Origin of the sequence: Streptomyces bambusae (genome assembly GCF_019400985.1) — a bacterium.
Lineage (GTDB): Bacteria > Actinomycetota > Actinomycetes > Streptomycetales > Streptomycetaceae > Streptomyces > Streptomyces bambusae_A.
The window spans coordinates 1-12,884 of the sequence record NZ_WTFF01000209.1 but is presented as its reverse complement, the minus strand read 5'-3'; the positions used below and the strand labels follow the sequence as shown (position 1 = coordinate 12,884).

Sequence of the window (12,884 nt, the reverse complement as noted above, 5' to 3'; positions counted from 1 at the left end):
GTCCCCGCCCGCGCGCCCGGCCGGTGGACCGATCCACGCACCCGCCTCTACCGCACCCCGCCCACCGCGCCCGCCGGCGCGGACGCCCACCTGGCCGCCGGGAACCCGGGCACGGCCCGGCAGCTGTACGCCGAAACCCTGCGCCACTCCCCCGGTGACCCGCACGCCCTCAGCGGCTGGCTGCTCGCCGGGGCCGAGCTCTCCCCCGGCCTGCGGCGCCTGCTGCGCCGCCCCGAGCGGCTGGCGGCGCTGGGCCCCGACGGCCCGGAGGAACTGGGACGCGCCGCGGCCTGGCTGGCGGCGCGGGCCTGAGGACGCAGGCCCGCGAGGGCACCCAGACAGCGCGGGCGCGGACGAGGGTGGGTCGGGGGGTGGGCTAGGCTCGATCCGGTCATGAGAATCCTCGTCACCGGTGGAGCCGGGTTCATCGGCTCGCAGTTCGTCCGCGACACCCTCGCGGGCCGGCTCCTGTCGCCGCCCGACGTCCGGGTCACCGTCCTGGACAAGCTCACGTACGCCGGCAACCGCGCCAACCTCGACGCCGTCGCCGGGGACCCCCGCCTGACCTTCGTACACGGCGACATCACCGACGTCCGCCTCGTGGACGAGGTGCTGCCGGGCCACGACGCCGTGGTCCACTGCGCCGCGGAGTCCCACGTGGACCGGTCGCTGACCGGGGCGCACGACTTCGTCACCACGAACGTGCTGGGCACCCAGGTCCTGCTGGACGCGGCCCGTACGCACGGGGTCGGCCGGTTCGTGCAGGTCTCCACCGACGAGGTCTACGGGTCGGCCGGGCCGACCGGGGCCTGGACCGAGGACGCCCCGCTCGCGCCGAACTCCCCGTACGCGGCGAGCAAGGCGAGCGCCGACCTGCTGGCCCTGGCCCAGCACCGCACCCACGGCCTGGACGTGGTCGTCACCCGCTGCTCGAACAACTACGGCCCCCACCACTTCCCCGAGAAGCTCGTACCGCTCTTCCTGACCCGGCTCCTCGACGGCCGCCGGGTCCCGCTGTACGGCGACGGCAGCCACGTCCGCGACTGGCTGCACGTCGCGGACCACTGCCGCGGCATCGACCTGGCCCTCCACCGCGGCCGGCCGGGCGAGGTCTACCACCTGGGCGGCGGCACGGAGCTCCCGAACAAGGAGCTGTGCGGGCTCCTGCTGGAGGCCTGCGGCCACGGCTGGGACATGGTGGACCACGTCGAGGACCGCAAGGGCCACGACCGCCGCTACGCCCTGAACAGCGCCAAGGCCCGCACAGAACTGGGCTGGACACCGACCGTGCCCTTCACCGAGGGCCTGGCCGACACGGTCCAGTGGTACCGCGAGAACCGCTCCTGGTGGGAACCCCTGCTGGAACGGGCGGCCCTCACCCGCTGAGACTAGGGAGCGGTGGCGCGGACCGAGCCGGTGCTGGAGCCGCTGGCGTCGCCCAGGAAACAGGTGAGGTCGCGGTGGCCCGAGTCCCAGCTCGAGGCTTGGGGGGCGTAGAAGTAGATCTGGAGTGTCTCCGGGATCTCCGCAGCGCCCACGTAGTCGGTGAGCGTCGTCTTGGCGCTGCACTTCTCGTTGGCGAGCGAGATGACCTTCTTCATGCCCGGGAACGGCCCGTCCGGCAGGGGGAGAACGGCGTACACCTCCCCCTCGTGAGGCTGGTCGCAGGGCACGATGTTCACCGTGAGGCCGACGATGTCGCTGCCCTCCTCCTTGTAGTCCTTCGGATCGTCCTCCGCGTTGAAGCAGTCCCCCGTGCGAAGGTCCTGAATGCCCTCGGCGGCCGCGCGGGTGCTGCCGCCCAACGCGCCGGTGAGTCCGAGGAGCAGGACGAACAAGAAAGCCGCGACGGTGAACACGTTGTTCTTCTGCGTCGGTAGTTGCGGTGATCTGGACATGCGTATGCCCCTCCCTGCGTTGCGCAGAGGATGAGACGCAACTGGCAGCCAGCGGCGCACAGTCGGGCGGTGCACCACTACTCACGCTACTCCCCGCTGCCGGGGGAGCGCCTGTGGGACCCACCCCCTATCCATCACCTGTCACATGTGAAATATTACCTGCGCTTCGGCCGGACTACCGGAAAGGTCAGCTACGTTGCGCAGACTCGTCGCGGCGGGAGCGGCGATATCCCTCGCCCTCCTCGCCGCCACCCCCGCACTCGCCGCCGCCCCGCCCACCCCCGGGCAGCGGTCGTTCGAGCAGCAGATCGGGCAGGCGGAGCAGCACGCCGCCGCCCCGCCGCCCGCGCCGCTGGAGCTCCAGCGGCAGGCCCTGCGGCGCCAGGCCCTCGAAGGCGTCGCGGCCGGCGGCTCCGGCGGTGTCGCCGGACTGCGCGCCGAGCCGGACGGCACCCTGCCTCGCCGGGCGAAGGTCGGCAAGCGCTACGTCGAACTCGCCCAGGAGCGCAAGGACAAGATCTTCGTCATCCTCGCCGAGTTCGGCGACCAGGTGGACAACACCACCGAGTTCGAGGGCAAGCCGCGCTTCGGCGGCACCCCCGGCCCCCGCCACAACACCATCCCGCGGCCCCCGCAGACCGACAACCACACCGTGTGGCGCAAGGACTTCGACCAGGCCTACTACCAGAAGCAGTTCTTCGGCACCGACCCCGGCGCAAGCACCCTGCGCAACTACTACCGGCTCCAGTCCTCCGGCCGCTACGACATGGACGGCCAGGTCAGCGACTGGGTGCGGCTGCCGTGGAACGAGGCCCGCTACGGCACCGACAACTGCTCCGAGTCCGGTCAGTGCCGCACCAACTGGGACATGGTGAAGGACGCCACCAACGCCTGGTACTTCACCGAGCGCGCCAAGGGCCGCACCCCCGAGCAGATCAAGGCCCAGCTCGCCGAGTTCGACGTGTGGGACCGCTACGACGCGGACCACGACGGCAACTTCGACGAGCCGGACGGCTACCTGGACCACCTCGTCGTCGTGCACGCGGGCAAGGACCAGACCTGGGGCGGCGGCGAGCAGGGCAAGGACGCCGTGTGGGCGCACCGCTGGTTCGCGTACTGGGACCAGGCCGGCAGCGCCGGGCCCGAGGGCAACAAGGCCGGCGGCACCCCCGTCGGCGAGTCCGGGATCTGGGCGGGCGACTACCTCACGGGCGGCGAGAACAGCGGAGTCGGCCTGTTCGCCCACGAGTTCGGGCACGACCTGGGCCTTCCTGACCTCTACAGCTCGGACGGGGACAACAGCGTCAACTTCTGGTCGCTGATGTCCTCCGGCTCGTACCTGGGCCGGGGCCGCAACACCACCGGCGACCACCCCGGCGACCTCGACCCGTGGAGCAAGCTCCAGCTGGGCTGGCTGGAGTACACCGAGGCCGACGCGGGCCGCAGGACGCGGGCGGTGCTCGGGGTCTCCGGCTACAACACCGAGGATCCGCAGGCCCTGCTGGTGCACCTGCCGCCGTCGGTCACCCGGACCGATCTGACCGACCCGTACGAGGGGTCGAGCCAGTGGTGGAGCGGCACCGGCGACTTCATGGACAACACCCTCACCCGCACCGTCGACCTCGGCGGGGCCGGCACGGCCAGGCTCGACGCCCGCGTCTGGTACGACGTCGAGAAGGACTTCGACTTCCTCACCGTGGAGGCCTCCACGGACGGCGGCGCCAGTTGGTCCCCGCTCGCGGGGACGGTGAACGGCGCCGCGATCCCCGCGAAGGGCGTCTCCGGCACCTCGGGCGGCTGGGCGGAGCTGTCGGTGCCGCTGGACGCGTTCGCGGGCCGTAGCGTGCAGCTGCGGCTGCGGGTGACCTCGGACAGCAACACCCACGGCAAGGGCGTCACGTTCGACGCGATCCGCGTCACCGCGGGCGAGCGCGAGGTGCTTGCGGACGGCGCCGAGCAGGGCGCGAACGGCTGGAGCGCGGTCAAGTGGTCGCGTACGCAGGGCCGTACGGGCACGGCCGAGCACCCGCGCGCCTACCTGGTGGAGAACCGCCGCTACACCGGCTTCGGCAACTACCTGAAGACCGGGCCGTACAACTTCGGCTTCGGCAACGACACGGTGGAGTTCTACCCGTACCAGCAGGGCGTGCTGATCTGGCTGTGGGACACCGCCTACAGCGACAACACCACCAAGGCGCACCCGGGCGGTGGCATGCTGCTGCCGGTCGACGCCCGCCCGGAGCCGCTCCGGCACGCCGACGGCACCCTGTTGAACGCCCGTGCGCAGACCTTCGACGCCCCGTTCTCGCTGCGCCCGAGCGACGAGATCGTGCTGCACAAGGCGGGGGCCCCGGTGCTGATCCCGTCCCGGCCGGGGGTGTCGGTCTTCGACGACCGCCGCGGCTCGTACTGGAACGCGGACCTGCCGCAGGTCGGGGTGAAGGTGCCGGACACCGGGACCCGGATCGCGGTGGTGAAGGAGGCCGAGGGCGGTGCGCTGACCACCGTCCAGGTCAGCCCGTCGCCCCGCTGACCGGGGCGGCCGCCCGCGTCAGCGGGTGACCTGCGCGGCCCGTCCCCTCGCGGTGAGGGGGCGGGCCGCGACGCGTCACGCCGGCCGCCCGCCGTGACGCGTCAGCCCGTCGTGGTGACCGGGAGCTCCCGCAGGGCGTGGCTGCGGAAGGAGGTGTCCCAGACGAGCCCGTCCTCCTGGACGGCCAGGGCCAGTCCGGGGATCCGGCGCAGCAACGTCTCGAAGGCCACGGTCAGTTCGAGCCGGGCGAGCGGGGCGCCCAGGCAGTAGTGCACACCGTTGCCGAGGGCCAGGTGCCCGGTGTCGGCGCGGCCGGGGTCGAAGCGGTCGGGGTCCTCGTAGCGTGCGGCGTCGCGGTGGGCGGAGGACAGGCACAGCAGGACGGTCTCGCCGGCCGGGACGGTGACGCCGCCGATCTCGACGGGTTCGGTGGGGAAGCGGCGGATCGCCGTCTGGTTGGGGTGGCCGTGGCGCAGCAGTTCCTCGACCACGCCGGGCAGCAGGGCGGGGTCGCTGCGTACGGCGGCGAGCTGGTCGGGGTGCTGGAGCAGGGTCAGCACCCCGCCGCTGATCACGTGCCGGGTGTTCTCGCTGCCGGCCAGCAGGATCAGGAAGGCGAGCGAGACCAGTTCGTCCTCGCTGAGCCGGTCCTCCTCGTCGCGGGCGGCGATCAGCGCGGACAGCAGGTCCTCGCCGGGGGCTCCACGGCGTACGGCGACCAGGTCCACCAGCAGCCGGTGCAGGCCGGCCACGGCCTCGGGGACGTCCTGCGCGCGGCGCGGCGCGAGCATCCGGTCGGCCAGGGCGGAGAAGGCGGCCCGGTCGGCCTCCGGCACCGCGAACAGGTCGCTGATCACCATGAGCGGCAGCACGGCCGCGAAGGAGGCGACCAGGTCGGCCCGCCCGTCGGCGGCGATACGGGCGGCGAGCCGGTCGGCCAGGTCCCCGGCGGCGGCCTCGATCCGCGGGCGCAGGCCGGTGACGTGGCGCGGGGTGAAGGCCTTGGAGACCAGCCGGCGCAGCCTGAGGTGGTCCTCGCCGTCGAGGTTGAGCAGATTGGCGTCGAGCGCGGGCGGCAGGGAGAAGCCCCGGTAGCCGGTGTTGGCGTGCTTCTTGTCCACGGAGAGCCGCTGGTCGGCGAGGCCCGCGCGTACGTCGGCCTCCCGGGTCACCAGCCAGGCGTGGGAGCCGTCCGGCAACGCGACCTGGTGGACGGGGCCTTGGGCACGCAGGGAGGTGAACACCCCGTGCGGGTCGGCCCGGTAGGCGTCGCCGAAGGGCTGCGGGAGGTCGGGGAGGGTGGTGTGCGCGGTCATGTCGTCATCCTCGCAGGCGGAGTCCTGCCGTCCGGCGGACCGGAGTTGCGCGCACGGTCCGGTGTGAGGACGGACACAGGCCGGTCACGGAACCGGCACGGCCAGGCGGACATCGAACGGGTCGAACAGGGAGACGGTCCGACGATCCCGGCAGGGGGTGGCACATGTCCGCGACGGTGCGGGGGCGGGTCCTGCGCCTGGCCGCGCTGCTCGGGATCTGCACCGTCCTGGTCGTGGGCGGGGCCGCGTACCTGTGGCAGCTGCGGGCGATCGCCGGGCACCTGGCCGAGGGTGACGTGACGACCGGCACGTACATCCAGGACCCGCGGCTCGCGGACGAGGCCGCCGACGCGCTCCTCCACGGCACGGGCCACGACGCGGAGCGCGACGCCGACCACGACGCGGACCACGTCGTGGACCCCTCCGCCCTGCCCACGACGCGGGGCGGAACCGCGGCGCAGGACGCGCCGGCGCCGCAGGACGTACCGGCGCCGCAGGACGTACCGGCGCCGCAGGACGGCGGCGTTACGCCCTTCGGCGCCTCGGGAGCGGGAGGCGGAGCAGGTGGCGGAGCCGGAGCCGCGCCGATACTGCGCGCCGAGACGGCGACCGCGGTCGAGTCGACCGTCGGGGCGCTGTTCTCGCCCGGCGACGACGGGGACCCCGAGCACCACTGCTCGGCCAGCGTGGTCCACTCCCCCGGCGGCAGCCTGATCGCGACCGCCGCGCACTGCGTGTACACCTGGGGCTTCAGGACCAACCTGGCCTTCGCGCCCGGCTACCGTGACGGCAACCTGCCCTACGGCGTCTGGGTCCCCACCCGGATCGACATCGACCCCCGCTGGAGCGAGGACGCCGACCCCGACCACGACGTGGCCTTCATCCGGGTACGCCGGCCCGGCCATCCCGGCGCGCGCCTGGAGGACCTGACCGGCGGCGCGCCGATCGCCTTCCGCTCCGCGCTGCCCGCGCCGGCCCAGCTGCTGGGCTACTCCAACACCGGGGAAGAGGCGCTGACCTGCCGCAACACCGCCCGGGCCGCCGGCCCGACCCAGGTCCGCTTCGACTGCGCCGGCTTCCCCAACGGCACGTCCGGTGGTCCGCTCCGCACCGCGGCGGGCGTCCTGATCGGGGTGATCGGCGGCCGCGACGGGGGCGGGGACGACGCCACCTCGTACAGCAGCCGGTTCGGCGACGACGTCGAGGCACTGTACGAGCGCTCGGCCGCCACCTGAGGGCGGCGCGGGACGGGTCCCCTCCGCCGGTCCCTTCCGCGGTCCCCTCCCCCGAGCTACCTGCGGTAGCCATACCGTCGGAAGGGTCCCGGCCGCGGGCCAGTAGAGTGCGGATCCGACCCGTCCCCGTCGCCGCCCCCGAGGATCCGCGCAGTGAGCTCCGCACCATCTCCCCTGTCCGGAACCCCCGCGACGACCGCGTCCACCGCCGCGACCGCAACCGTGACCGTCGTCGGCATCGGCGCGGACGGCTGGGACGGCCTCACCCGCCCCGCGCAGCTCGCGCTGCTCGACGCCGACGTGCTGATCGGCGGCCCGCGCCAGCTGGCCATGCTGCCCGCGCGCGGCTGCGAGGGCGAGCGCGTGAGCTGGCCGAGCCCGTTGCGCCCGGCCGTTCCGCGCCTGCTGGCGGCGTACGCGGGCCGGCGCATCGCGGTGCTCGCCAGCGGCGACCCCATGTTCTACGGCATCGGGCGCGCCCTGTCCGAGGAGGCGGGCCCGGGGGCCCTGCGGGTCCTGCCGCACCCGTCCTCGGTCTCGTACGCGTGCGCCCGGCTCGGCTGGCCGGTGGAGGACACCGAGGTCGTCACCGTCGTGGGCCGCCCGGTCGCGCGGCTCGCCGCCGCCCTGCACGAGGGGCGCCGGGTGCTGGTGCTCAGCTCGAACGCGGACTCGCCGGCCCGGATCGCCGCCCTGCTGCGCGAGCGGGGCTTCGGGCCCAGCCGGATGCGGGTGCTGGAGCAGCTCGGATCGGCCGCGGAGGACACGTACGAGGGGACGGCGGACGACTGGCCGCACCCGCCCGGGGACCCGCTGAACGTGGTTGCGTTGGAGTGCCGCCGGTCCGCCGGCACGCTCCGGCTGGGCGCCACGCCGGGCCTGCCCGACGCGGCGTACGAGAGCGACGGACAGCTGACCAAGCGGCACGTACGGGCCGCGACCCTGTGCGCGCTCGCCCCCGCGCCCGGCGAACTGCTGTGGGACATCGGCGGCGGCTCCGGGTCCATCGGCATCGAGTGGATGCGCACCCACCCCTCCTGCCGGGCGGTCACGGTGGAGCGGGTACCGGAGCGGGCCGAGCGGATCACCCGCAATGCCGCCGCACTCGGCGTACCGGGGCTGCGCGTGGTGACCGGAGCGGCACCTGATGCGCTCGCCGAACTCCCCGTACCCGACGCGGTGTTCATCGGGGGCGGGCTGACCGCGCCGGGGCTGCTGGACACGGTCTGGGCCGCGCTGCCGGCCGGCGGCCGGCTGGTGGTCAACACGGTCACCCTGGAGTCGGAGGCCCTGCTCGGCCGCTGGTACGGCACGCACGGCGGTGAGCTGGTGAAGCTGGCGGTCTCGCACGCGGTGCCCGTCGGCGGCTTCACGGGCTGGCGGCAGGCGATGCCGGTCACGCAGTGGTCGGTCACCAGGACGGCGGCCAAGACAGCAGGTACGACAGACACCACGGAAGGCAGCTGAGACGACATGACCGTGTACTTCATCGGAGCGGGCCCCGGCGCCGCCGACCTGATCACGGTGCGCGGCGCCCGTACGCTCGCCGCCAGCCCGGTCTGCCTGTACGCCGGCAGCCTGGTCCCCCGCGAACTGCTGGCCGAATGCCCGGACGGCGCGCGGCTGGTGGACACCTCCCGGCTCACCCTGGACGAGATCGTCGCGGAGATGGCCGAGGCGCACACGGCCGGGCACGACGTGGCCCGGCTGCACTCCGGCGATCCGTCGATCTTCAGCGCGGTCGCGGAGCAGATGCGGCGCCTGGACGCGGCGGGCGTCCCGTACGAGGTGGTGCCGGGCGTACCGGCGTTCGCGGCGGCCGCGGCCGCGCTCAAGCGGGAGCTGACCGTGCCCACGGTGGGCCAGACGGTCATCCTGACCCGGATCGCCCAGCAGGCCACGCCGATGCCGGAGGACGAGGACCTGGCGACCCTGGGCCGCAGCGGCGCGCTGCTGGTCCTGCACCTGGCGACGCGGTACGTCGACCGGGTCGTGGACGAACTCCTGCCGCACTACGGGGCCGACTGCCCGGCCGCGGTGGTCGCCATGGCCAGCCGCCCGGACGAACTGATCCTGCGCGGCACGCTGGAGGACATCGCCGGCCAGGTGAAGGCGCACGGCCTGGTGCGGACGGCGGTCATCGTGGTGGGCCGGACCCTGGCCGCCGAGGAGTTCCGCGACAGCCACCTGTACTCGCCGGAGCGGGACCGCCATGTCTGTTGAGGGGGCCCACGGGGGCGAGGGGGACGGGCCCGGGGGGCCCGGGGGGCCCGGCAGGGCCGGGCGGTCGGACCATGTGCTGGTCCTGGGCGGGACCACGGAGGCCCGGCGGCTTGCGGAGTTGCTGGCGGATGCCCCGTACCGGGTCACGACCTCGCTCGCGGGGCGGGTCGCCTCGCCCGTGCTGCCGCCCGGTGAGACCCGGATCGGCGGCTTCGGCGGCCCGGAGGGCCTCGCGGCCTGGATCGCGGAGCACGGTGTCACCCGTCTCGTGGACGCCACGCACCCGTTCGCCCGGCAGATGAGCTTCCACGCGGCCGCGGCGGCGGCCGCCGCCGGCGTGCCACTGCTGGCCGTACGCCGGCCGGCCTGGCAGCCGGTGCCCGGCGACCGCTGGCACCGGGTGCCCGACCTCGACGCGGCGGCGGCCGCGCTGCCGGACCTGGGCAGCCGGGTGTTCCTGACCACCGGCCGCACCGGTCTGGCCGCCTTCGCCCACTTGGACCGGCCCTGGTTCCTGGTCCGCTCGGTCGACGCTCCCACGCCGCCGCTCCCGGCCCGCACCGAAGTCCTGCTCGCCCGCGGGCCGTTCACCCTGGACGACGAGCGCGAGCTGCTGCGCGCACACCGCATCGACCTGCTGGTCACGAAGGACAGCGGCGGCTCGGCCACCGCGCCGAAGCTCACCGCCACCCGTGAGGCCGGCATCCCCGTCCTCGTCGTGGACCGCCCCCCGGTCCCGCCGGGCGTCCCGGTCGTCGGGACCCCGCAGGCCGCGGTGGACTGGCTGGCGCAGTAGGCGCGTCGCCGGGGGCGCCGGCCCCGCTGGGCGGGCGGCAGCGCAAGGAGGCGGCCCGCAGGGCCGCCTCCTCCTGATACGACACCCCGGTCGCGGGATCAGGCCTCCGGGTAGCGGCGCGGCGTCCACGCCACCGTCGTGCCGTCGCCCCGCGCGGTGACCTGGGTCTGCGAGGACCCGATCAGCAGGATCGTCCGCATGTCCACCTCGGACGGCTCCAGCGAGGCCAGCGTGACGACCCGTACGGACTGCTGCGGCCCGCCGACGTCGCGGGCGACGACCACCGGGGTCTCGGGCGCGCGCAGTTCCAGCAGCAGGTCGCGGGCCTGTGCGACCTGCCATGTGCGGCTGCGGGAGCCCGGGTTGTACAGGGCGAGCACCAGGTCGGCCTCGGCCGCCGCGCGCAGCCGTGCGGCGATGACCTCCCACGGCTTGAGCCGGTCCGACAGGGAGATCGTGGCGTAGTCGTGGCCCAGCGGGGCGCCCGCCGCGGCCGCCGCCGCGTTCGCCGCCGTCACGCCCGGCAGCACCCGTACCGGCACGTCCTTGTACGCGTCCTGCGCGGCCACCTCCAGCACCGCCGTGGCCATCGCGAAGACGCCCGGGTCGCCGCCGGAGACCACCGCGACCCGCTTGCCGCGCCGGGCCAGGTCCAGGGCGAACTCGGCGCGCTCGGACTCCACCTTGTTGTCGGAGCCGTGCCGGACCTGGCCGGCCTTGACCGGCACCCGGTCCAGGTAGGTGGTGTAGCCGACGAGCACCTCGGCGTCGGCCAGGGCCCGCCGGGTCTCGGGGGTCAGCCACAGCGGCCCGGCCGGGCCGGTGCCGACGACGGCGACCTCGCCGGGCCCGGAGGGCTTGCTGCCAGGGTTGCCCACCCGGCTGGGTACGACGGCCACCGCGAAGTAGGGCACCGAGTCGGGGTCGGTGTCCGCGAGGTGGCCGGTGCGCTCCCCGGCCATCGTCGCGCGCTCCACGTACCGGGCCTCGGCCAGCCGGCCGGAGTCCTGCATCGCCTGCCGTACGGCGGGGAAGGTGCGCCCGAGCTTCATCACGACGGCGGAGTCGGTGGCGGCCAGGCGGGCGGTGAGCTCCTCCTGGGGCAGGGTGCCGGGCAGGACGGTCAGCACCTCCTCGCCCTCGACCAGCGGGGTCTGGAGCCGGGCCGCGGCGGCGCTGACCGAGGTGACACCGGGGATGACCTCGGTGGGGTAGCGGTCGGCGAGCCGCTTGTGCATGTGCATGTACGAGCCGTAGAACATCGGGTCGCCCTCGGCGAGGACGGCCACGGTCCGGCCCGCGTCCAGGTGCCCGGCGAGCCGGGCGGCCGCGGAGGCGTAGAACTCCTCCATGGCGCCCTGGTACCCGCCGGGGTGGTCGGTGGTCTCGGTGGTGACCGGGTAGACCAGCGGCTCCTCGATGTGGTCGGCACGCAGGTGCCGCTCCGCGATGGAGCGGGCGATGGACCGCCCGTGGCGGGCGCTGTGGTAGGCGATGACGTCGGCTTCGGCGATCACCTCGACCGCGCGCAGGGTCATCAACGAGGGGTCGCCCGGGCCGAGTCCGACCCCGTACAGGCGCCCCGTGGCCTGGTCGCTCATTCTTCCTCGCTCGCGATGGCGTTGACGGCCGCGGCCGCTATGGCGCTGCCGCCGCGGCGGCCCCGCACGATCAAGTGGTCCAGGCCGGAGGGGTGTTCGGCCAGCGCGTCCTTGGACTCGGCGGCGCCGATGAAGCCGACGGGTACGCCGATGACCGCGGCGGGGCGCGGAGCGCCCTCCTCGATCATCTCCAGCAGCCGGAAGAGGGCGGTGGGGGCATTGCCGACGGCGACGACGGATCCCTCCAGCAGGCCCCGGTCGCGCCAGAGTTCGAGGGCGGCGGCACTGCGCGTGGTGCCCATCTTGCGGGCGAGCTCGGGCACGGCCGGGTCGGAGAGCGTGCACAGCACGTCGTTGTCGGCGGGCAGCCGCTTGCGGGTGACTCCGCTGGCGACCATCTGTACGTCGCACAGGACCGGCGCGCCGGCGTGCAGGGCGGCCCGGGCACGCAGCACCACGTCCGGGGTCCAGCCGAGGTCCCGGGTCAGGTCGGTCATTCCGCAGGCGTGGATCATGCGCACGGCGACCTGGGCGACCGAGGCGGGCAGCCCGGAGAGGTCCGCCTCGGCGCGGATCGTGGCAAAGGACTGGCGGTAGATCGCCGCGCCGTCCTTCTCGTACTCGAACACTGTGGAATCGCTCATTTCTGCGCTGCGTCGGCTTCGGAACCTGCGGGGGGCCCTGCGGGCCCGGTGTGCCCGGTGGGCGCGTTGGGCCCGGCGGACCCGTCGGACCCGGTGTACCCGTCGGACCCGGTGGGCGCGACGGGGGGTCCCGCGGGGGTGGTGCGGCGTGCGGCCGCGAGGGCGGCCGCCAGGCCGGGGTCGGCGGGGAGCGGGCTGCCGGGGACGGAGAGGCCGTCGACGGAGAGGCCCTCGACGGAGAGGCCGTGGACGGAGAGCGCGTACCCGTCCGGGGTGGCGAGCACGTCCACCCAGTCCGTGCCGCGGGGGTGTCCGCACCGGCGCTCGCAGCCGGACCAGTGCACGGGCAGCGGCCCGGGCGCGGCTCCGGCGACCGCCACGGCCTGCGTCGCATCGGCGCGCACGTCGGCCAGGGACTTGGCGCAACCGGGCCGCCCGGTACAGGCGGTGACGGACTCCCAGGCGCTGCCGGGGGCCAGGACCAGTCCGGCCTCGTCGAGCCGCCGGGCCAGTTCACCCTGCCCGCCCCGCGCGCCCGTCAGGACCAGGCCCCGCCACGGGGTGGTCCGCAGGCCGTCCGCGGCGGACAGGGCCTGGCGCCACCGGGCCGTGGACAGCCGGCCCAGGGGGACCAGGAC

General features: G+C 74.6%; 10 protein-coding genes and 2 pseudogenes. 7 read left to right on the top strand and 5 right to left on the bottom strand.

The annotated features are described in order from the left end of the window. Together GPJ59_RS24825 and rfbB are read left to right on the top strand one after the other, a co-directional pair. A pseudogene (locus GPJ59_RS24825) lies at window positions 1-312 on the top strand (HEXXH motif domain-containing protein); the annotation flags it as partial. 81 nt (window positions 313-393) lie between these two features. After that, window positions 394-1,386, top strand: coding sequence for a dTDP-glucose 4,6-dehydratase (gene rfbB / locus GPJ59_RS24820; RefSeq protein WP_219669911.1), 993 nt, complete (start codon window positions 394-396; stop codon window positions 1,384-1,386). Between the two features lie 2 nt (window positions 1,387-1,388). Here rfbB and GPJ59_RS24815 read toward each other — a convergent pair whose 3' ends face one another. After that, on the bottom strand, window positions 1,389-1,898 hold the full coding sequence (locus tag GPJ59_RS24815) for a septum formation family protein (RefSeq protein WP_219669910.1): 510 nt from the start codon (window positions 1,896-1,898) through the stop codon (window positions 1,389-1,391). Between the two features lie 196 nt (window positions 1,899-2,094). Between GPJ59_RS24815 and GPJ59_RS24810 the strand changes: the two genes are divergently transcribed. Beyond that, entirely contained in the window at window positions 2,095-4,431 is a 2,337-nt protein-coding gene (locus GPJ59_RS24810) for an immune inhibitor A (RefSeq protein WP_258024871.1), read from the top strand. 101 nt (window positions 4,432-4,532) lie between these two features. On the opposite strand, the gene GPJ59_RS24805 is transcribed toward GPJ59_RS24810, so the two are convergent. Next, window positions 4,533-5,747 carry a cytochrome P450 family protein gene (locus GPJ59_RS24805; protein WP_219669909.1) on the bottom strand — a complete coding sequence of 405 codons (1,215 nt, stop codon included), beginning with the start codon at window positions 5,745-5,747 and terminating at the stop codon, window positions 4,533-4,535. A 164-nt stretch (window positions 5,748-5,911) separates the two neighbouring features. Between GPJ59_RS24805 and GPJ59_RS24800 the strand changes: the two genes are divergently transcribed. The 4 genes from GPJ59_RS24800 (at window position 5,912) to GPJ59_RS24785 (ending at window position 10,001) form a co-directional block, all read left to right on the top strand. Next, on the top strand, window positions 5,912-6,982 hold the full coding sequence (locus GPJ59_RS24800) for a trypsin-like serine peptidase (RefSeq protein ID WP_258024870.1): 1,071 nt from the start codon (window positions 5,912-5,914) through the stop codon (window positions 6,980-6,982). A 174-nt stretch (window positions 6,983-7,156) separates the two neighbouring features. Beyond that, on the top strand, window positions 7,157-8,449 hold the full coding sequence (cbiE, locus tag GPJ59_RS24795) for a precorrin-6y C5,15-methyltransferase (decarboxylating) subunit CbiE (protein WP_258024873.1): 1,293 nt from the start codon (window positions 7,157-7,159) through the stop codon (window positions 8,447-8,449). 6 nt (window positions 8,450-8,455) lie between these two features. Then, on the top strand, window positions 8,456-9,205 hold the full coding sequence (cobM, locus tag GPJ59_RS24790) for a precorrin-4 C(11)-methyltransferase (RefSeq protein WP_219669908.1): 750 nt from the start codon (window positions 8,456-8,458) through the stop codon (window positions 9,203-9,205). Window positions 9,206-9,278: 73 nt separating this feature from the next. Beyond that, window positions 9,279-10,001, top strand: coding sequence for a cobalt-precorrin-6A reductase (locus GPJ59_RS24785; protein ID WP_308120460.1), 723 nt, complete (start codon window positions 9,279-9,281; stop codon window positions 9,999-10,001). Window positions 10,002-10,099: 98 nt separating this feature from the next. Here GPJ59_RS24785 and GPJ59_RS24780 read toward each other — a convergent pair whose 3' ends face one another. The 3 genes and pseudogenes from GPJ59_RS24780 to GPJ59_RS24770 all read right to left on the bottom strand — a co-directional run. Continuing rightward, entirely contained in the window at window positions 10,100-11,602 is a 1,503-nt protein-coding gene (locus tag GPJ59_RS24780; protein WP_219669906.1) for a precorrin-2 C(20)-methyltransferase, read from the bottom strand. Beyond that, window positions 11,599-12,246: a precorrin-8X methylmutase gene (locus GPJ59_RS24775; RefSeq protein ID WP_258024869.1), complete on the bottom strand. Its 648-nt coding sequence runs from the start codon at window positions 12,244-12,246 to the stop codon at window positions 11,599-11,601. Before GPJ59_RS24775 ends, GPJ59_RS24780 begins: the two co-directional genes overlap by 4 nt. Next, window positions 12,243-12,884: pseudogene (locus GPJ59_RS24770) on the bottom strand (hypothetical protein); the annotation flags it as partial. The pseudogene GPJ59_RS24770 and the gene GPJ59_RS24775, both read right to left, overlap by 4 nt.

Bases quoted from the DNA above. Each gene is read 5' to 3' on its own strand.
- rfbB (WP_219669911.1), top strand. From the start codon at position 394: ATGAGAATCCTCGTCACCGGTGGAGCCGGGTTCATCGGCTCGCAGTTC.
- GPJ59_RS24815 (WP_219669910.1), bottom strand. From the start codon at position 1,898: ATGTCCAGATCACCGCAACTACCGACGCAGAAGAACAACGTGTTCACC.
- GPJ59_RS24805 (WP_219669909.1), bottom strand. From the start codon at position 5,747: ATGACCGCGCACACCACCCTCCCCGACCTCCCGCAGCCCTTCGGCGAC.
- GPJ59_RS24800 (WP_258024870.1), top strand. From the start codon at position 5,912: ATGTCCGCGACGGTGCGGGGGCGGGTCCTGCGCCTGGCCGCGCTGCTC.
- cobM (WP_219669908.1), top strand. From the start codon at position 8,456: ATGACCGTGTACTTCATCGGAGCGGGCCCCGGCGCCGCCGACCTGATC.
- GPJ59_RS24780 (WP_219669906.1), bottom strand. From the start codon at position 11,602: ATGAGCGACCAGGCCACGGGGCGCCTGTACGGGGTCGGACTCGGCCCG.
- GPJ59_RS24775 (WP_258024869.1), bottom strand. From the start codon at position 12,246: ATGAGCGATTCCACAGTGTTCGAGTACGAGAAGGACGGCGCGGCGATC.